This is a genomic window from Corallococcus aberystwythensis, assembly GCF_003612165.1.
Lineage (GTDB): Bacteria > Myxococcota > Myxococcia > Myxococcales > Myxococcaceae > Corallococcus > Corallococcus aberystwythensis.
In genome coordinates, this window is record NZ_RAWK01000053.1 from 12,998 (window position 1) to 33,086 (window position 20,089).

A 20,089-nucleotide genomic window follows, 5' to 3' on the forward strand; every position below is an offset into this window, starting at 1 on the left:
TGTGGAGCGCAATGGGGGCAAGCGTTCGAGGTCCAGAGCATCGCGGAGACGGTCGGCCCAACCAGGATGCCTGGTTGAGTCGCCTCGCGCGCGGCACCGCCCTCGCGGTCGTCTGCGATGGTCTGGGGAGTCGCCCGCATTCTGCGGCCGGCTCGCGGGCGGCCTGCCACGCCGTCGCCGACGCTGTTCGCCACTGGGCCAATGGCCCTGTCGTGCCGCCCGAACTCCTGCTGCGGCTCATTCACGCGCTGTGGAACGTGCGCGTGCATCACACCGGACGCGACGAGAGCGCGACGACCTGCTTGTTCGCGGTCGTGACGAAGGACGGACGCCTGCTGCTCGCGCAACTCGGCGATGGCCTGGTGATGCTGAAGACGCCCAAGGGGACGACGACGCTTGAGCCCCCGGATGAGCGCTTCGGAACTGCGACGACCGGGTTGGGAGTCGCGTCGGATGTTCGCGAGTGGAGGCTCCACCTCGAGCGGAACTTCACGGGAGCCGCGTCGATCCTGCTCGCCACCGACGGCGTGGCCGATGATCTCGTGTTGGAGAAGCGAGCCGACTTCCTGAGCTTCCTCGTCACGCAGTACGGCCCCCGCCCCGCTACGGCGAGGGCCCGTGCCATCGCGAAGGAACTTCGTGAGTGGCCCACACCTCGGCATCGCGACGACAAGACGGTGGCCGTGCTCTGGAACGACACGACGACGGAGGCATCCCCATGAGCAACTTCCCCAGCACCGTCGTTGATGACGGCGGCAACGTCCACCACCTGCTGAAGCAGCCGCTCGGGCGAGGTGGGCAGGGCGTCGTGCTCCGCACGCGCAGCCCGCACATCGCCGTGAAGCTCATTGGCTCCGTGCCTGAAACACCCACAGCGGATCCCGATGCCCGCTCTGCGCAGAAGCTGTGGAACCGGCTCACCCATGCACCGGGCATCGTGCAAGCGCCCGACGCGCAGAAGCACGCGGCGCTTCGAAGGCGGCTGGAGGACGTCCGCGCGCTGCCGCTCCCCCGACTTCACCTCGCGCAGCCTCTGGCGATGCTCCGCGATCATCTCGGCTACACGATGCGACTGCTCACGGGCATGGTGCCGATGCGCAGCCTCATCGCCGAGCCCGGCGAGCCGAAGCTCGCCGAGTTCTACCAATCGACCGGCGGCGTCGGTCGGCGCCTCGAACTGCTCGCGAACACGGCGGGCTTGCTCGCACGCATTCACGCGGTGCCGCTCGTCTATGCCGACGTCTCGCCGAACAACGTTTTCGTCTCCGCGACGGTCGACGCGAGCGAGGTCTGGTTCATCGATCTCGACAACCTCGACTACCTCTCCGCCGACGCGCCGGGCATCTTCACGCCGGGCTTCGGTGCCCCCGAGGTCGTGACCGGGCGCGCGGGCGTCTCGACGCTCTCGGACTCCTTCTCCTTCGCCGTCCTGGCATTCTGGGTGCTCACCCAGGTTCACCCGTTCCTCGGCGACTACGTCGAAGAAGGCGGCTGGGACGACGACGGCGAAGAGGACCGCGAGCAGCTCGCCTTTCGTGGAGCGCTCCCTTGGATTGAAGACACCGGCGACGATTCCAACCGCACGGCCCAGGGCATCGCGCGGCACCTCGTCCTTTCGAAGCCCATTCGCGATCTGTTTCGGCGAGCCTTCGAAGCCGGCCGCAAGGATCGTACGGCCCGCCCGAGCATGGCCGAGTGGACCGAAGTCCTGCGCCGCGCGGCCGACCGCGTCGTGTCCTGCAAGGGCTGCGGGTCCACCTTCGACGTGACCGCTGGGAATTGCCAGTTCTGTACGGCGAGTCCGCGTCCGACGTTCATCCATATGCAGGTGAACCGCTGGGACCCCGAGTTCGACGACACCGGCGCGTCCGCGGTCAGCTCTCGAGCGGTCTGGCACAAGATGCTCGACGTGACGAAAGACAGCACCGTCCTCCGGCATGTCGTCGAGCCGGTCCTCGCCGACGCCGAAGATGCGGCGGTCCTCCGCGTTCGCGTGCTCAGGAGCGGTGTTGCCATCGAGCCCCTCTCGAACCACGAAGTCCATGTGGTTCTTGGCGGTCGCCTGCAGCGCGTTGGGAGCGAGATCAAGCTGCCACTGCCGAAGGCAGGAAACGAGGCGTACCTCCACTTCGGCCCGTTGGACCGGCCCCACCGAATGGCGGTCCTTCGTCTCTGGGAGGGTGTGTGAAGGTCGACCAGGTTCCCTACGGCCAGATCGAGAGCCTTCGCCTCCGATGGACGTCGGCGACTGGCGCCCTGCCCAGCTCTGTCGTGCCCGGCGCCGAGGTACTGCTGCAGTTCTCCGAGCGTGAGTCGCAGTCGATGCTCCGGGTCGGGGAGGACGTTCTGGGCATCAAGGGCGATGGGCGAAAGCACGACGTGCTTCTCGCGGACATCTGCACGCGGCACCTTCCCCGGATCGCGTGGGTGGCGGATGTCGGTCAACATGCTCTCACGATCCAAGCACATACCTTCCTGCACGCCCTCCCGATGCCGCCAATCGAGCTCGGAGTCGACGAGAAGATCCTCGATGCGCTCAAGCGCGTGGACCGGAAGCTTGGTGCTCCCGAGCGAGCACTGGAGTGGTTGGGCGAGCAGTTCCTGCTTGAAGGTGCGAATGGCAAGCGCGGGTTCGCTACGGTCGACTCCGTTTCCAAGGGCGGTGCATTCGCGCTCTTCGGCCGAACGGTGCGCGCCTTCATTCGCAGGGTGAAGCGCGCGGACCAGTCCGAAGCGCTCCTCGTCGACAAGATCGCTCGCGGGCGGGGCCAAGGCGGAGAACAACTTGCGTTGCTCTCGGGGGACGTTCGGTTCGTTGATGCCACCGTCGCAGGGAAGCTCCGTGCTGACGCGGCTGCACAGCTCTCGTCGCTGGTCACGTCCGGTTCGGGTTTCCTGGAGATATGGAGTCGCTACGGCGCGATCGAGAACGAAGCCGCGCTGCGCAAAGCGAGGAAGGCGCGGTGGCTGAAGTACGACCACGTCGAGTCGCTCCCCGATGGTCGCTACCGCTTCTCCTTGGCCAACGATTGCGCGCTCGACGACGCTGAGCTGTTCAGGCGGACGCTCACGGAAGAGCAGGGGCTCAGCGTCGAAGCGGTCGAAGAGGTCCCTGAGGTGCTCGAGCGCGAGATGTCCTGGGCCGAGTACGAGGCCCAGCCTCGCCCGGCAGACGCGACCTCGCCCGCTACGTTTGATGCGCGGGTGGAGGTTCATCGACGGGAGCGCGCCGTCACCTTGACCCAACGACGGGACGAGGAAGTCGCTCCACCGGATACCGGCGTCCTGATTGTCTCGCTCCAAGGTGACAAGACGAGGCTGAAACGCAGAGAGGAGGCACAGCGTGCCATCCGCGAGGCTCGCTGTCCGATGCCGCAACTCAGGCATCTGCTCGAGGAGTGGCCTGTCGAACCTTCGCGTTATGGGGGCATCGCACCACTCACTTCCAGTGTGAAACGCAAGGTGTTCGGCGCTCGAAGTCCGACGCCGACGCAAGAGGACGCGCTGCGGGTCGCGTTGAACACGCCTGACATCGCCTTGATCCAGGGCCCACCTGGAACCGGCAAGACGACAATCATCGTTGCGCTCGTCGAACGCCTGCAAGAGGTCTGGGACACGCAGGACGGGGTGCAGGGGCGCTTGCTGCTGAGCGGCTTCCAGCACGATGCCGTCGAGAACGCGATCCAGCGAATGACCGTGAATGGGCTCCCACCCATCAAGTTCGGGGGGCGACCGAACAGCCGCGAAGACGCCGATCGTGTCGATGCGACCATTAATAGGTGGTGCGGTGAGCGGAGTGCGGAGATCCGCAAGAACCTGCCGCCTCGGCCGGCCTCGGCGCAGCAGAAGGAGATTTCCGGGCTGACACAGGGCTACGTCTTGGCGCCGGGAACCCTTGAACAGACGGCGTCCCTACTCCAACGCGTTACGAGTCGAGTCCAGGGCGCGGTGCCCGCAGCGCTCACCGACCACCTGATTGCCCTTGGCCGCGAACTGTCTGAGCGAGCTCGCATCGCGCGTCGGGGGGATCCCGATCAGGAGCGAGTGGTGCGCTACGTGCGCGCGCTGCGCTGCGAAGCGCGATCCTTCGCGGACGATGGCCCGCGCAACGCGGATCGACTCGCTCGAGAGCTCTCTCGCGTCGGACGTCAGAACGAGCCGTCACGCAAGCTCCTCGATGCCGCCGCCTGCTGGTCCAGTCGCGAACCGCCGCCGTTCCTTGACGGCCTCCGGGCACTGCGTCGGAGGCTCCTGCTGGAATGGCTCCCTGCGGACCGGACCGAGGACACGACTCCTCGCGTGAGGACGGACGTCTTGGAGCTCCTGGGCGAAGTCCGCGACCACCTTGAGCAGCGCCAGAGCATGCCGCGCGACGCTGCTGATGAGGCGACGTGGAATTTCCTCGCGGCGCTCGAGGAAGAACCCGAGGCGGTCAAGCGCGCCGTCATTTCTTACACGTCGGTGTTCGCGGCAACCTGCCAGCAGTCGGCGCGAAAAGAACTCGCGGAGATGAAGGGCTCCGAGGGCTACGACACGGTCGTCGTGGACGAGGCCGCACGCGCGAACCCGCTCGACCTCTTCATCCCGTTGGCGCGAGCCCGGCGCCGGATCGTCCTCGTCGGTGATCATCGGCAACTTCCTCACATCCTCGATCGCGAGCTGGAGCGTGAACTCGAGGAGGCGCTGTCCTCAAGTGAGAGCGAAGCTGAGCGACGCACGAGCGAGCTGCTGAACGAGAGCCTCTTCGAACGCCTCTTCAAGAATCTGAAGGAGCGGGAGCAAAGGGATGGCTTCCGTCGCACCGTGACGCTCGACGAGCAGTACCGAATGCACCCGGTGCTCGGTCGCTTCGTCAGCGACCAGTTCTATGCGCCGCATGGCGAGGCCTTCCGTTCTCCTCGCCCGGCGTCGGAGTTCGCGCACTCGTTGCCAGGCTACAGCGGCCCGGCTGCGTGGCTGAGCGTTCCGCGCAAGCTCGGCGAGGAGCGCCATGGACAGAGCAAATCACGGCCGGTGGAGGCGCAGGCGCTCGTCACGGAGTTGAAGCGGCTCATGGACTCGCGGGAGGGGCGTGAGCTGACCTTTGGCGTGATCTCCTTCTACAAGGAACAGGTCAACACGATCGAGGATGAGCTTGAGCGCGCTGGGGTCGTCGTTCGCGCTGAAGACGACTCGACTGAGATCGTCGAACCGTACCGCGAGCTACAACTTCCCAATGGACGCGTCGCCGAGCGCCTTCGTTTCGGTACCGTCGATGCTTTTCAGGGAATGGAGTTCGACGTCGTGTTCCTCTCGATGGTCCGCAGCAACCCGCGAGGCACCTTCGGTCACGTCACCTCGCCCAACCGCCTCTGCGTCGCCATGAGCCGCCAGAAGCGGCTCCTCATTGTGGCAGGCGACGATGGGATGCTTCGTGCGCCCAACGCCCCAAAGGCCATCAGCCCCCTGGTTGAGTTCCGAAAGTTGAGCGAGGTGCGCGATGCCGCTCTTGTTTGATCGCACCACGCCCATCGTCGACTTCGGCGTGACCTCGTCTCCGATCAAGTGGGACACGCGGAAGTGGTTCCTGTGGCCGGCGTTCGCGTACAAGGTGCTCCTGCCGGCGCGTGGCAATCCGCCGTTCAACGTGTTCCAACGAGCCACGCTCGACATGTGCAGAGCGGGCGTCCGGGACACCGAGGAGGTCGCCCGGCGCCTCGCGCTCCCCATGGATCTCGTTGGCTTCATTCTCGAGCAACTTCTTGGAATGGACGCACTGGATGACGCGCGTGCGCCGACATCCCGTGCCCTGAGGCTGATGAACGAGGACGACGAGCCCGCCGAGGCGGAGGCCGCGGGCTACGTCATCGTCGATGGGCACAGCCTGCGCATCTGGCCGCGTGTCCACCGAGGCAGCCTGCCGATCGTGGATGCGGATCTGGAGCAAGGGAAGGCCAGGTTCCAGCGGGGACCGGAAGGCAGGCCGGAGACGGTGTCCGCGACCTTGTTCTGGCCAACGCAGGGCGCGCGCCCAGGCGCACCCACCGCGTATGAGGTGCAGAAGGCGGCTCGCCATCACGCTCGCCGCATTCGCGCGTTCCGACGCGAATCATCACGCGTTCGCGAAGGCGACGATGTCCTCGAAGGACTGAAGTTCAAAGGGTTGCGCGTCCTCGGCACTGACCCAGAGCCAATCTTCGTCGCGGCGTATCTGTTCCTTCCAAAAGACGCGCGGCAGCGTTCCTGGCTCGTGACCGATCCCTGCGGGCTCGGCGTCAGCGACGTGCTTCGCCCCGGCGTGACGAAGCTCGCCAAGGAGGGCAAGTTCAATGTCGCGAAGCTCCTTGAGGAGGTCGCAGGGCAAGCGTGGCACGTCGACGAGGGAGATCTCGCGGTCTACTTCGCAGAGGCGACGAAGGCCGCCAGGGAGCGCGTCGCGCAGCGCCTTGGTGAGGCCGCGAAGCTGCTCCCTCCCGAGGTGCTGGGGCGGCTCGCGGATGCCGATGTGCGCCTGGAGGGGGCCCGGACGGCGAAGCCCATCGAGGACTTCCTTGGGAATGCCTATGCCGCTCTCGAGAGCGTGTTCGGTTGGCTGGTGTCGCTCTACCCTGACCCGAGCCTGTTCTCCGCGCTGGGGCATGCGGCGCCCGAGAACGCGCTCCTGCTCCAGCGGATCGCCGAACGGATCGGGTTCAACGTATCGCCGGGTATCCTGCCACTCCTGAGAGTGACCCGTGGCATCGTGAAGGGAGCGATCTGCTTCGGCAACAAGACGCTGCCGGGGCGACTGGCGGCGGCGTTGCTCGAAGCACAGCGCAATAGCAACCATCCACTCGCAACCGTCGCCACACGCGAACCGGGCGCGCTCGAGTTCCTGGCGGAGATGGGAAAGCTCCGGATCGCCGCCTCTCACGACACGTCCTCTGTTCCGAGCGCCGAGGCCGCGAGCGAGATGCGAGAGCGATTGTTCGCACTTCTCCGGGCGCTCGTGGGAGTTGGCCCTGCGAATGTTGAAGCTGGGAATTTCGAGCAGTCTTGGGGCGCGGACCTGCTTCTCCGCGTCCGGGCACGGGCCGAGCAAGTTGCCGAGGGCTATGCGGGGCTCGCCGAGCGTCCGAATGTGCGCACGCGCGTCATCGAGATGCACGATGCGTCGTTGCTGGTGAAGCTGCTCGCTCGTTCTGACGCGACCGTCCCTGAGACCTTGAACACGCGCCTCCGGGACGCCGTGGTCGCAATCACGATCGCGATGGAGGCAGTCTTCGCGGAGATAGAGCGGGATGTGCCCACCCCCGCGTCGGTGACGGAAGCGGTCTCGAACGACCGGGAGCAGAACGCGGCGCAGCTCGCGATGGCTGCCTCCGCGCTAGGCTTTGCCCTCGAAGCGACAGGGCAGCTCCCGAAGTCCCTCACTCATGCCAAAGCGCACCGCATCCGGCGCGCGGCGCAGGGCCAGGGGGAGACATTGTCCGCCCGCGTCGCGGCGCAGGTGCTCGCAGCCTACCAGCAGTCGGAACACCCTCTACTTGAGGTGGCGAAGAGGGCTCCCCGGCTGCTCCTGGACGTGGGCCGCCTAGTAGAGGCCCGCGGCCACGGAGACGATGTCGTCGTCACGGCTGCCGAAGTCGCCGGGCTCGAGACGATGGTTGCCAACGACGTTCGGGCAGTGCTCGAAGCGATTGATTGAGGAGAAACCGAAGCCATGAGCGGCCGAAACGAAGAAGCCATCACCGCCGACGTCAGCCCGGCGAGCACGCCCCCCGTGCTCGATGCTGATGCCACGGCCCTCCTCACGCAACCCGATGCTCGAGAGCAAGCGCTGGACTCGCGAGAGCGATCCCTGAAGGAGCGCGAACGTCAGTCCCAGCGCCATGCCGAGGAGCTCATGGACCGGGAGACCGAGCTCGAGGTCGCGCAGTCCAAGCTCCAGCGCGCCTTGGCCGACGTCGCAAGCAGCCAGCGGCAGGTGGCGGAGGCAGATAGTTCCGTCGAGGCGCGCGCGAGGGACGTGGCCCAGCGTGAGGTCGAGGCGAGCGCGGGGTTCGCCGCGAAGAACCGCGAGTCGCTCGCCGAGCTCATGAAGGCTCATGCCTCGCTTCGTGCCGAGGTCGAGCGTCTCCAGGCCGACCTGGACGCGGCACGACTGAGGGGCATCGAGAGCCTCGAGACGAGGCTGGCCGAGGAGCGCCGGGCCCGCACCGCCGCGCTCGACGCGGAGCTTCAGGCGGACCGGACCCGTCATCACGTGAAGCTGTCGGCGGAGGGCGCCGCCCACGACGCCGCGCTCGCGGAAATGCGCGCTCGATTCGTCGAGGAGCAGCGCGCCGCTCTCGAGGACTTGAACCGGCAGCGCGCGCAATTGCAGGAAAAAGCTGCCGAACTTCACCGGGGGCTCGGTGAACTTCGGTGGAAGGAAGAGGACCTCGCGGGCGTGCGAGCTGGCATCGAGCGCTCGATCGAGGAGCGGGCGCGAGACCAGGTGTCGTCGCTGGAGCGTCAGTTGGAGGCGTTGCGCGACGACCATCGACGGGACCGCGAGCTGGTCATCTCGCTCGAGTTGCAGTTGTCGGCTGCACAGGCGCTGTTGGCGCGCTTTGGTGACAACCCGGCTGAGATTGAACGTCGCATCGCCCAGCAGATGCAGAAGATCGGCGCGCTTGAGAAGGAGTTGCTCATGCGCCCGAGCGCGAGCGACAAGGAGTTGCTCGTCACCCTGCAGGAGAAGGAGCGCGTCTGGGCGGCCGAGAGGGAACGGCTGGTCCGCGAGAGCACGCAGCTCAAGGCAGAACAGAGCCGCTGGCTGACCGGCGTCGCGGACCTCGAGCAACAGCGCGAACGCCGAGAGGTCGCGGAACGACGCCTCGACGTGCTGGCCGGCGAGATGGAGAAGTACCGTGCGGAGGTCGATCGGATGAGGGCGCTGTACGAGCGTCCCGAGGAGCGCGCTGCTCGCGTCGGAGCGCTCGAAGAGCCGTGGAGGACGGACTTCAAGCGCGCCGAGGGTGCCGCCCCAAAGGAACTCGACTGGCTGAATGGGATCGCCACGGCATGCGAGAGCAGCGGCATGCGCTTCCCGAAGCGCCTGGTCCACGCCTTCCACACTTCGCTCAAGGCTGCCGAGCTCTCGCCGCTCACCGTGCTCGCCGGCGTGAGCGGAACGGGCAAGTCGGAGTTGCCCCGCCTGTACTCACGTTTCGGTGGACTCGGCTTCCTGTCGCTCGCCGTTCAGCCGAACTGGGACAGCCCCCAGTCGCTGTTCGGGTTCTTCAACTCCGTCGACAACCGCTTCAATGCGACGACCGTGCTGCGGGCGATGGTGCAGGCGCAGCACTCCCCGGACCACGAGACCTACAAACATGGCCTCGCGGACCGGCTCCTGCTGGTGTTGCTTGACGAGATGAACCTCGCGCACGTCGAGCAGTACTTCAGCGACCTCCTCAGCCGCCTCGAGCAGCGTCGTGGAGAGAGCCGGGGCGTCACCCTGGACATCGACCTCGGCGCGGGTATGCCACCGTATCCCCTGAGCCTTGGCCGGAATGTCCTGTGGGTCGGTACGATGAACGAGGACGAGACGACGAAGACGCTCTCTGACAAGGTCATCGACCGCTCGAACCTCTTGTACTTCCCGCGCCCTCGAACCCTTCACAGTCGCGCGAAGGTGACGCTCGCCGCGGAGTCGCCGTTGCTCGCCGAGAGCGCGTGGCGCGAATGGCTCCAGCTTCGCTCGCCATTTACCCCGAGCGAGCTTGAGCCATTCCGGCAGGGACTCGAGGAGATCAACCAGCGGCTCGAGTATGTGGGGCGCGCGCTGGGTCACCGCGTCTGGCAGTCCGTTGAGTACTACATGGCGAACCACCCCGAGGTGAGCGACGCACGGGCGCGCAATGATCAGGAGGCGCTGCAGCGGACGATGCGACGGGCGTTCGAGGATCAGCTCGTGCTCAAGGTGATGCCGAAGCTCCGGGGCATCGAGACCACTGGAGAGTCGAGGCGGAACTGCCTGGATCCCATCCGCAAGCAGCTCGAGAGCGCGAACTTCGGGCTCGGGCTCTCCGACGACTTCGAGATCGCGTGCCGAGTCGGGCATGGCGCGTTCGTCTGGAACAGCGCGAGGTATCTGGAGAACGCTGAATGAAGAAGGCTCGCACGGCGCGCGACCGCGGTGCTCCCAGACAGGCGGCGCTGCCGCCGCCACTGCCGCCGTTCGAGGAATTGGACGCCCTCGCAGCGACCGACACGCCGACGGTGGAGTCGGCGTGGTGGATCACCTACCAGGTCTCGGAGCACGTCTTCTCGACGATCGCGCACGGCGACCCCCGTACCGGCGACCCACTCCCTCGGCCGCTAACGGAGATCCTGCGCGACATCCGCCGTGCGACCGCCACGGGAAGCCGGCCGTTCCCGCGCGATCGCTTGCTTGGCGCAGCCGAGTTTGCGTCCGAGTCGCTCAAGTATCTCCTCGACCGGCATCGCCATCGGATTGTCAGGGTTCACGAGAATCTCCCCTTCCATCAGCTTCGGGAGGTCGACACCCGCTCGATGGCGTGGCTCGCCCGTCAGCCGGGAAGGAACATCCGCGAGAAGCTCTCCGGACGTACCCACGCGTTGGGCGTCAAGCGCGACGTCTCTGCGGACACGACCGAGAACCGAATGCTCCGCTCTTTCGCGAAGCTCTTCGTGCAGCGTGCGAGGAGTCGCCTGGCGTTCACCGACGCGTACGATGGGACACCGGCTGACGCCGAGCGCGTGAGTCGCATGGGGGACTGCGTGCGCCTCTGTGATGAGCGGATGCGCCGATCCGAACTCGCGGACGTTCCGCTGCTCACGCGGATGCAGCCCAACAACGTTCTGCTGAGCGACCCGCACTACTCGCGGGTGTTCCGCGCGTGGAAGTGGCTCCGCGATGACGAGGAGTCGCTGCGCGGCTCATGGAGGGACGCTCTCCAGCGCGCCCGCGTCCTGCTGTGCTGGATGGTGGCCGCGCAGCTCGCGAACCGGGAGCGAGTGGTCATCGCGGAGACGCTGGGTCGTGTCCCTACTGGCCGGGACGACGACCCGAGGCTCGGAGTGGAGGTGCTCGGCGCCGAGGTCCTCGGGACCGACTGGCACCTCAACCCGCCTCTTCACTTCCTCGTGTTGCCCGCGGGCCCCGACGATGCGGCGTTCCGTATCCGCCTGTCGCTGGAGGGCGAGTTCATCCTGGTGCGCATCGTGCCCCTGGGCGAGAGGGGGCTCGCCGGCGAGGAGCGGGGGTCGACGATCGCCTTCGAGGTCCGGGCGACGTCGGAGCGCCTCCAGGCCCAACGAGGGATCGGGATCGCCATCGACGGTCTTGAGCTCTCCCTGGGTGGTGCAGAGCGTGCGTACGCCGACATCGCCGGGCTGGCACCGCCTGCAACGCAGGTGGCCCGGCAGATTCTTCAACGCTGCAACGTGAATCCCCACGCCGAGCGGCCTGACCGGGTTGCCGCTGGCGTCGCGGACGGCGCCCGGCTCGGCATCGAGCTTGGCAACGCATCGCTCCGCGTGAACGCCGGACACGCGATCCCTCTCACGTCCGCCGCGTGGTCATTGGCTCTCAACCTGTCTGGCGACGATGGCAGCTTCGAGTGGCTCGATGGCCAGGAGGGACGAGAGCTTGTCCTCGGCGCCGAGGGACGTTCGCTGTGGGCGACCGGCGATGTCATCGACGCGGACGAGCAGGCTGATGCGGGGATGCTCGCGCTTGTCGCCGATCGCATGCTGGGCCGTCTTGCGTTGGAACTGGCCGTACCTGCCGATGCGCGGGTCGCCTACGCCGTCCCTGATGCGGTCGACGAATTCTCGCAACGGAGCTTGCGGAGCGCGTTCGGCGCGTCGTTCCACCGCCCGGTCCCCGTCTGGAGGAGCGTCGCCGCCGCGATGGCGTGGGTCTCTACCGCGGACGAGCGGGGCCCTCGCCAGGGCGAGTCGGTCGTCATTGTCGACGTGGAGTTTGGCGGCGTCTCGCTCACCCTGCTGACGGCCCGCTACGACGAGAAACTCGCTCGGGCACACCCTGCCTCGCGAGGGTTCTACTGGGAGCGCAAGCCACCGCTGCCTCCTGACGAGCAGTTGGAGATGCTCGGATGGCCTCATGTGCTTCGTGCGTACGCCCGGATGCTGGTTGCGCGTGAGTTCGAGGCGCTGGCTCCCGAGCTGCGAGGGCGTGTCGTCGAAGAGCTGCTTCGCAGCGGAAAGGTTTCGTCGCTCGTCGAACGCGGCGGCTCGGTCTTCGTCCAGGTGCCCTCGAATCAGCGCGCGACGCCCGAGGTCGTGGAGCTCTTCGACGATTCCGCATGGTTTGATGATGAGGTCGGACGCTGGATCGAGCGGCTCGACACCAACGTGAAGAGCGCGCTCGCGACGCTCGGGAGAGCCCGCGTCCTGCTGATCGGCGGCCCGTGTGCGTACGCGCGGTTCGGGAGGCTTGAGGCGCAGACAGGGCGCATCAAGTTCTTCAGCGAGACCAAGGGATTCGGGTTCATCGTCCCGGATGGCGGCGGCGATGAGTTGTACTTCCGCGCCAACGCCTGGGTGAGCAAGCGTCGTCCGCGCTCGGACGACCTCGTGGAGTTCGAGATCGGGCGGGGGAAGAGGGGGGCAGAGGCGAAGCGTGTCAGCGCGGTGCCTCGACTGACGGAGTGGCTGCGACGGCGCACGTGCGTCGCTCCGCAGGCGCTGGCCGCTGGTGCACGCGAATGTCTGCTTCGCTTGGATTCTGGCGCTCTCACATGGCGTGAGTGGCTGCCTGAGTTGTCGCTCGAGGTCGTGCGCGATGGCCATTTCGGCGAGTTCCCATTGCTTGAGCGTGGGACATTCGTCGATCCATTCCTTGGTGACGCCGTGCAGTTCACGGTTCCCGAGACGCTGACGTTGGCGCGCGGGCACCGGTGGTTTTCCTTCCCGTTGCTTGTCGGCCGGCACGGACGCCGCCCGCTTGCATGGGAGGCACGTCTCGAGTCCCCGGCGTTCCCGCTCAACCATGACGTCCGAGCGCGCCTCAAGCTGTCCTACCGTTACGGGCTGGACACCAGTTACGCGTTCGTCGTGGAGCCAGTGTCGCGAGAGGACGCGCCATTCACCCGTGTCGAAGCCAGGTGGATCCGGGGCGGAGAGACCGTCGCCGCTGCTACCTCACGGGAGGTGCTCGCGTTCCACGCCGCACCGTGGGTGGCCGGGGATGCCGCGAAGTTCATCGAAGCTGCTCGTTCGCTGGCTCGATTCGACGACGAGAAGTTCGGCAAGTTCCTCTTCGCCGTGACCCGGGCGTGCTGGGCACAAGGCCGAAGCCTTGCGACTGCTCCGCCTGCTGTTCAACAGGCGTTCCCCGTCTTCCGAGATGGGCTGCTTCGCGCGCTGCACCGGACGCCGACGCTGAGTGTTCAGCAGGTGCCTCGAGCTCTTGAAATCCTGACTCTTCTCCACGAGGACGCGCCCGCGGATATCGCCGGGTGGCTTCTGCGACTCGATGATGAAGCGGCCGATGACCCCGCCTTGTACCGGAAGACGGCGACGATGATGGCCATGCTTGTGGGTGACGGCCTGGAGTCGCGGGCGCCACTTCTGGCTCGCCTCTTGGAGCGCCTGCATCGGTACACGAACGCCGGCACGTTCGATGGCGCGCTGGCCGGAATCACCATGCGGGGGCTCGGGAACGCGGCGTGGCGGCACCCGGGCTTCATCGCGATGCTGGAGGCGACTCCGGCTGCCGTCGCGCAAGTCCTCGGCCAGTGCCGACGGTCGCTGCAGAACCTCATGGCGCGCGTGCCGCTCGACATCGCCTCAGACGAGGAGCGCGAGCAGGTCGCCCGTCGTTTCGGAACGCCCTTCCGCGACGCGTGTGAATTGCTGCTCGCGCTCCTCCGCGTCGATTCGTCCAACCCCACGGTGGCTCCGCTGCGCTGCGGCTCGCCACCGGCCGACGCGTTCGCGAAGGCCGTGCGACAGCTCGACGCGCGGTTCGCCTCGCTCGGCGTCGGCGTTCACTGGCGCGTTCACCTCAACGCCAACGTACCCGATGCACTGCACCGCATGTCGCCGGTGGCGTTCGCATTGAACAGCTATCTGGCGGAGGGCGCGGGAGCCAACCTGGTTCAGGTGGAGCGCGCCGACGTGGATTGAACGCTCGTGTGATTGGAGTGGTGGGCTGGGCAATGGCATTGGAGCGCGGCCGGGTGAATCAGGCGGAAGCGTTCGGATCCTGGACCGCGAGGAGGGGCTCGCCGTCACGTACCCGCACCGCGTCGATGGCCGCCAGCATCGTCGCGTAGGAGGCGAAGGCGGGGCCCAGGGTGCCCTGGGTTCCGACGCCCTCCAACTGGAGGTCGCGGAACATCTCTTCGGCGAAGTCGTAGATGACCGTGTCCTTGGGCGCGTCCTTGCGGATGACGAGCTGAGACCAGAGCGGGTCCTCCGAGAAGCCGAGGGACATGAACCCCGGCGGGCTCTCTCCGCTCTGGACCCCCGGCGCGATGCTGTACCAGTGGGAGGCGGGATCGCTGGCCGCGTGCCCCGGCAGGTCGAAGTGGTGGAACCGCACCTGGACGTCCCGCTCCGGCTCCCCGGGAAGCATCCAGGCCAGCGTCTGCCGCAGCTCGCGGAGCCAAGGAGGGAAGCGGACCTGTGACGCCGCTTCGACTTCATCGAGGAACTCGGGGGGCTCCCGGTAGAAGCTCAGCGTGGGAAAGCGGGCGATGAACCGGAGCAACTCGGCCTTCGTCTGTGCGTCCAGTGCGCTGGCCTGGACCCAGGAGGCCGCCTCGACGCTGCTGCCCCAGGGGCGCCGGCTCATCAGCCGCGAGGGCTCGACGCGCGGGGGCTCCGCGCGCTTCTTCAGGAAGTTCTCGAAGAGCTCCTCGAGCGTGAACGTGGGATTCTTTTTCAGGGCCTGCTCGATGAGGACGGGATCATTGCGCATGGCATCACACGGGCCGGGGGTGACCCGAGGGATGCCGGCTCGAACGAGGTACCACTCACGAGAGTCCGGGCAGGCCACGCTTGCGGTGATTCCGCACTCCCACATCATCCGGGTCACCTGCCAGTCCTCCAGAAGGGACAAGAGCAGGAGGGGTGGCGTCCCCAGCCTCGCGGAGGATGTGCTGGCGATCCGCTGAGCCACGATGGTGTAGCTCTCCTCCGTCCAGGGGTTTCCCAGGAGTTCTGCACGCGCGAGCGCAGGCAGGCCCACGAGGGGCAGGGCGTCCGTGACGTAGGTGAAGTTCAGCGTCAAGAAGGCAAGCGTCGGAAGCTCGCGGAGCGGAGCCAGGTCCTCGATGGGCGTGGCGAGGATGGTGAGCTGCCGGAGCGCGGTGAGGGCCGTCAGGGGCCCAAGGCTCCTGACGTCGCAGGCAATGAGATCGAGGTGTTTCAGCCCGGTGCAGTGCCGCAGGTCCGAGACGTCCCGGGCATGCAGGAGGACGAGAGGGCCCTCCAGGGCCGCGCACTCCGCTTCGGAGAACGGGCCTGGATGACCAAGCGCTTGGGCGAGCGCCGTGGAGACACCAGGGTCCGACGGGTTGATGGGCATATCCAGGTTCTCCTGTGGCGGCGCGAGGGTGGGCCCTCACAGTGCCATCTTGGCCACCGCGGTCAGGGCGGCGCCAAAGGCAGCCTCCATCTGGGTGAGCCTTGCACGCTGCTGGCTGATGACGGTGCCCATGTTCTTCGTGAGCAACACGCCGCCGCTATTTATCAGTCGCGGGTGGAGGTCTCTGGCAGGGAGTTCCCCGTTCCAGACCCACTCCATGCACTTTGCCCGGAGCTGCGCGATGAGCTGCTCAATGGTGGCCTTGGACCGCATGGCCTCCTTCACCACCTCAAACAGCTCGTGGTGGAAGGTGCCCTCTCCATCCTGCTCCCAGGCTTTGGCCCCAGCCACGGCGAGCCGAATGGCGCCGGGGTGTCCCTGGAGCACAGCGTAGGTTTGATTATCCGCTTCGTAGCGGGCTTCCCTCTGCACCTTGCCCGGCTTGAAGATGACCCAGGACGTGTCGATGCGCAGGTGGTGCTGGAGCTTGATCCACTGGCAGGGGTTGGCCATCGGATCGACCGTACTCTCCTGTGCATCCCGGTTGACCATGTCGATCAGGCGGCTCACGGGAATCCACTCGTGCTGGTTCTTGACCGCTCCACGGAGTCTGCCCGCGAGGAAGGCCCTGTTGGAGGGCGCGGTACCCTGCTCGGTCCAGAGGTCATTGAGCCGCCGCAAGTCCACATTGCCCACCTTCTTGCCGCGGATGATGGCAAGCAGGTTGACGACGGTGGTGGAGGAACTGGGGAAGGCATCCTTGAGATCCTGGGACACCGGAGGAGGGGCCTCCTTGAATGCCTCCAGGAACGCGGCCTTGAGCGCGTCATTGGTCCGCGGTTCGACGGACTTGTCGAAGAGCTCCTCGTTCAGCTTCCGCTTGGCCTCGGTGTAGGGCGCATTGGCCCGGTTCAGGTTCACCTTGCGCGGTGGCAGCCAGTCTTCTTCATGTCCTTCCGCGGTGACGACACCGGGGTAGGTGGCGCGGGGCTCGGCATCCCGGATGGCCGCGCTGAGCTGCGGAATGGCCTGCCGCTCATCGGCGTACTTCCCGAAATCATGGTCCCGGGTGAGCGGGGTGGTGAGGGCGTGTTTGACCTTGTCGTGGCTGCCAAGGGCCGTCTTCATGTCCTCCCAGCTCGCGAAGGAGGCCGCTCTGGCCGAGCCCTCGTCGCTGCTGGGACTGGCGCTGCTGAGCGCCTGGAGCGCGTCGTGTACCTGGACGCTGGCCGAGGGGTGTAGCTGTTCGAGCTGCTGGCGGAAGCGAACCGTCAACGAGCCCTCTTCCGGTTTGTCGCCAAAGAGCGTGAAGAGCTCCTGGACGGAGATCGAGAGCTGCCGCTCCTGGGCCTCCAGGGCGTTGTCGTCCACGGGCCGGGCGGGCGCCTGCCCAGGATTCCGCGCCATGTCGCGGCGCTGCCGCGCGAGCCCGCGCGCGGCGGTGCTCGCTTGCCGGAGAATCATGCCGGCCTGGGTCATCAAGCTCGCGGCGCGGCGGCGTAGCGGCAGGCCGTGGGGTTTGACCGGGGTCCGATCGTCCAGGCTCTCCAGGCGACTGTTCCAATCCTCCAGGCGCTGCTCGAGCGTCATGGGCGTGCTGGCGATCATCAGCGGCGCCTCCTCCCCCCGGACGTCCACCCACATCCTGTGGGACTCGCCGCCCGCGCGGAAGGTCACCGTCTCGCCCAGCTCGGTGTCGCCACCCTCGGCCGGCGGTGTCCCCGCGGGGCCGCCCAGCCCCATCGCCCGCATCAGCGCCTGGGCCCGGTCCGCCAGCCAACCGATGACGCGGTCGAGGATGCCCTCCATCCAGTTCTGCCCGCGCTCGATGACGCCGCGGATCTGCTCGGGGAGGTCGCCCACCCCGGCGTAGCCGGCCAGGAAGTCGATGACCGGGGCGACGAGCCTCGCCAGCCCCTGCTCGATCGCGCGCGCGAGGCCCGCGGTGTTGCCGCTCAGGATGTCGGCCATCCCGTTCACCACCGTTTCGACGAGGGTGAAGAGGCGGGACGCGTTCTCGAAAATCCACTTGAGGACCCGGTAGATGGCCTCAAGCGCCTGGAGGATGGCTCCCACTGGGTTGAACATCATCAGGATGCGGGCCGTCACCCGGGTGATGACCGCTTCCACGATGGCGTCGCGCGCGGCGGTGAGCACCTGGTCGAGCAGCTCCCGTGGGTTGAAGCGGTCCTTGAGCATCTCGTAGATGCCGGCCGGGCCCTGCTCCATCAACGTGGAGATGAGCGTCCAGGCGTGCTCCAGGAGCTCCACGTTCCGCTCGCCGAGGCGCCGGGCGATGAGGCGCCGGATGCGCTCCCAGGTGATGCCCATCAACTGGAGGAAGAAAGTGACGATGCTCCCCAGGGACATGTCCCTCGGCAGCTGCACGCCCACGCCGGCCAGGCCCGAGAAGAGCCAGTCGAGGAGCCCGCGCAGCAGGTGGCCTTCGACGTTGTCGAAGAAGAGCCGGAAGCCCTCGCCCACGGCGCGCAGCAGGTGGCCCGCGAAGCCCAGCGGGTCCTTCCCGATGTCGGAGATGACGTCCCGGATGCGCGCCACCACCGCCCAGAAGGCGGAGGGCGCGATGCCCAGCCGCGACAGCAGCCCCTCGAGGATGACGCGGGCCGGGTCCTCCAGGAACGCGTTGACGGCGTCCACGATGCGGCCGACGAGACCCCGCGCCCGCCCCCGCAGGCCCTGAATCTCCCGCTGCACCTCCTGGACCGCCTGGGTGGCCTGCTGGACGAGCAGCTGGTTGAACCTGTCGCGCTGCTGGCGCGCGCTGTCGCGCAGCCCGTCCAGGCCCTGGTCCAGGCGGGCCTGCTCGCCCGCGGCCCACTCCTGAAGGCTCGCGGGGAGCTGGGCGAAGACGTTGGCGATGTCCCGGTGCGCCTGCTCGATGAGGGCTTCACAGGTGGCGATGACGCCGTTGACCTCGCGGGCGATGTCGCGCGCCAGCTCGCACGCGCCGTCCCCGAAGGTTCGCTCGGCGCGGTTGTACGCCTCGACGACCCAGTCCGGCATGCCCGTGACGTCGTCCCACAGCGATACGATGGCGCCCCCCACGCCGGAGTGGCGCTCCTCCAGGGAGCGCTCCACCTCGCGCAGGTCCGAGCGGAAGCTGGAGGACAGCCGCTGGATGCCCGCCTCCCAGCGGCTCATGGCGGTGTCGGTGAGCGGCTGCAGCAGTTCCTCCACGGCGCGCTGGGCGTCGGTGAAGATGCCATTGGCGCGGGTGCTGGCCTGCTCGCGCAGCTGCACCTCGGAGCCGACCATCCGCTCCTGCCGCGCGCGGCCCTGCGTCGTGGTGTGGGAGCGGGAGGAGCGCAGCGCCTCGAGCGCCGCCTCCTGGAGCTGGACCATGTCACCGCGCGAGCGGTTGAGTGTGGCCTCCTGCTGGGCGAGCACCTCCGCGGGGCCCTGGGCCGCGGTCTCCTCAAGCTCGTTCTGGGCGGCGCGGGCCTCGGCGACGGGGCCGCCCGGGACGAGCAGCGCCGGCTCGCTCGTCATCCCCGCGTCGGCCATGCGCTGCTGGTTGACCGCGACGTCCGCGTCCAACGAGACGTCCTGCGCGGGCACCGCGTCCGGCGTGGCGCTCCGCGCGGCGATGTGCGGCGTCGCGGCTGCCTCGGGCGTGGGGGGGAGCGCCTCGCCGGTGGGGGCCGACGCTGGTGGCGGATCCTGCTGGAGGCCCGCGTAGGCGCTCTCCACGTCGCGGACCTCGCCCTGCACACCCTGGCCGACCTCGGCGCCGGCCCCCCGCGCCATCTCGTCCGGGCGGGCCTCCACCAGCTGCGCGTCCGAGAGGGGCCGTCTGCTGGTGATGGCCTCGTGGATGCGCGCGCAGAGCTGCTCGATTTCCGGGCTGGGCTCGGGCTGCTGGCCCAGGGCCTCCACGAGGCCGCTCCGGGCCAGGGCCTCGCGCTCCTCCAGCGGTGGGGTGACGGCCTGGCGCGCATCCGTCACCTGCGCGTCCGCGGGCGGCAGGCTCGCCTGGGCCGAGGCCGCCGATGAGGCTCGCGCGCTGGTGGCGGCGATGCGCGCCTGGGCCGCGGGAGAGAGGCCCTCGGGGGGCTCGGGCATCAGCAGTTCGCCGCTCGCGCCGGCACGCGTGGGCGCGGCTCCACTCGTGGCGCCACCGGCTCCACTATCGGGGACCTCGCGCGCGGCACGGCCGCCGCCACCGCGCGCCGGGCCGGGTGCCTTCACGGTGGTGGTGCTGGGCGGCGCTCCGGCAGGAGGGCTGGGAGGCGTCGGTGGAGGGGCGCTCGTGGCGGTGGCCGCTGTTGAGGTGGTGGCACCCGTCGAAGCGGTCGACGCCTGTACAGGCCCGGTCGCCTGGGCGGGGCCGGCCTTGGGAGCCACGCCCGGCGGAGTGGAGGCTGCGATGGCCTGGACCGCAGGAGTCGCGGGGATGAGGGGAGCGGCAGGCGTGGCGGAGCCGGACGGAGCGGCAGGAATGGCCGAAACGAGGGGTGAGCGGATGCGGGGTTCCGCTGGCGTGGCCGTGACAGGAGCCGCGGCGGGCGTGGCCGTGACGGGAATCGCGGCGGGCGTGATCGA

At 67.8% G+C, this 20,089-nt stretch carries 8 protein-coding genes; 6 read left to right on the plus strand and 2 right to left on the minus strand.

The annotated features are described in order from the left end of the window. The first annotated feature begins 11 nt into the window (after positions 1 to 11). The 6 genes from D7W81_RS11055 to D7W81_RS11080 are packed head-to-tail and all read left to right on the plus strand — an operon-like array spanning position 12 to position 14,121. Positions 12 to 722, plus strand: a complete 711-nt coding sequence (locus tag D7W81_RS11055) for a PP2C family serine/threonine-protein phosphatase (protein ID WP_279637810.1) — start codon at positions 12 to 14, stop codon at positions 720 to 722. Further along, positions 719 to 2,188, plus strand: a complete 1,470-nt coding sequence (locus D7W81_RS11060) for a protein kinase family protein (protein WP_120555315.1) — start codon at positions 719 to 721, stop codon at positions 2,186 to 2,188. The genes D7W81_RS11055 and D7W81_RS11060 overlap by 4 nt, the downstream gene beginning before the upstream one ends. Further along, positions 2,185 to 5,496: a DEAD/DEAH box helicase gene (locus D7W81_RS11065; RefSeq protein WP_120555316.1), complete on the plus strand. Its 3,312-nt coding sequence runs from the start codon at positions 2,185 to 2,187 to the stop codon at positions 5,494 to 5,496. The genes D7W81_RS11060 and D7W81_RS11065 overlap by 4 nt, the downstream gene beginning before the upstream one ends. Beyond that, entirely contained in the window at positions 5,480 to 7,666 is a 2,187-nt protein-coding gene (locus D7W81_RS11070) for a hypothetical protein (protein WP_120555317.1), read from the plus strand. Before D7W81_RS11065 ends, D7W81_RS11070 begins: the two co-directional genes overlap by 17 nt. A gap of 15 nt (positions 7,667 to 7,681) precedes the next feature. After that, positions 7,682 to 10,114, plus strand: a complete 2,433-nt coding sequence (locus tag D7W81_RS11075) for a DUF8727 domain-containing protein (protein WP_120555318.1) — start codon at positions 7,682 to 7,684, stop codon at positions 10,112 to 10,114. Continuing rightward, a complete protein-coding gene (locus D7W81_RS11080; protein WP_120555319.1) occupies positions 10,111 to 14,121 on the plus strand; it encodes a cold shock domain-containing protein in 4,011 nt (1,336 codons plus the stop codon). The genes D7W81_RS11075 and D7W81_RS11080 overlap by 4 nt, the downstream gene beginning before the upstream one ends. A 58-nt stretch (positions 14,122 to 14,179) precedes the next feature. On the opposite strand, the gene D7W81_RS11085 is transcribed toward D7W81_RS11080, so the two are convergent. Both D7W81_RS11085 and D7W81_RS11090 read right to left on the minus strand, forming a co-directional pair. Beyond that, positions 14,180 to 15,526, minus strand: coding sequence for a leucine-rich repeat domain-containing protein (locus D7W81_RS11085; protein ID WP_120555320.1), 1,347 nt, complete (start codon positions 15,524 to 15,526; stop codon positions 14,180 to 14,182). Between the two features lie 36 nt (positions 15,527 to 15,562). Next, a complete protein-coding gene (locus D7W81_RS11090) occupies positions 15,563 to 19,609 on the minus strand; it encodes a hypothetical protein (protein WP_147445433.1) in 4,047 nt (1,348 codons plus the stop codon). Positions 19,610 to 20,089 lie beyond the last annotated feature (480 nt).

Excerpts from the sequence above, each read along its gene's own strand:
- D7W81_RS11055 (WP_279637810.1), top strand. The coding sequence starts at position 12 with ATGGGGGCAAGCGTTCGAGGTCCAGAGCATCGCGGAGACGGTCGGCCC.
- D7W81_RS11060 (WP_120555315.1), top strand. The coding sequence starts at position 719 with ATGAGCAACTTCCCCAGCACCGTCGTTGATGACGGCGGCAACGTCCAC.
- D7W81_RS11070 (WP_120555317.1), top strand. The coding sequence starts at position 5,480 with ATGCCGCTCTTGTTTGATCGCACCACGCCCATCGTCGACTTCGGCGTG.
- D7W81_RS11075 (WP_120555318.1), top strand. The coding sequence starts at position 7,682 with ATGAGCGGCCGAAACGAAGAAGCCATCACCGCCGACGTCAGCCCGGCG.
- D7W81_RS11080 (WP_120555319.1), top strand. The coding sequence starts at position 10,111 with ATGAAGAAGGCTCGCACGGCGCGCGACCGCGGTGCTCCCAGACAGGCG.
- D7W81_RS11085 (WP_120555320.1), bottom strand. The coding sequence starts at position 15,526 with ATGCCCATCAACCCGTCGGACCCTGGTGTCTCCACGGCGCTCGCCCAA.
- D7W81_RS11090 (WP_147445433.1), bottom strand. The coding sequence starts at position 19,609 with ATGCCCGAGCCCCCCGAGGGCCTCTCTCCCGCGGCCCAGGCGCGCATC.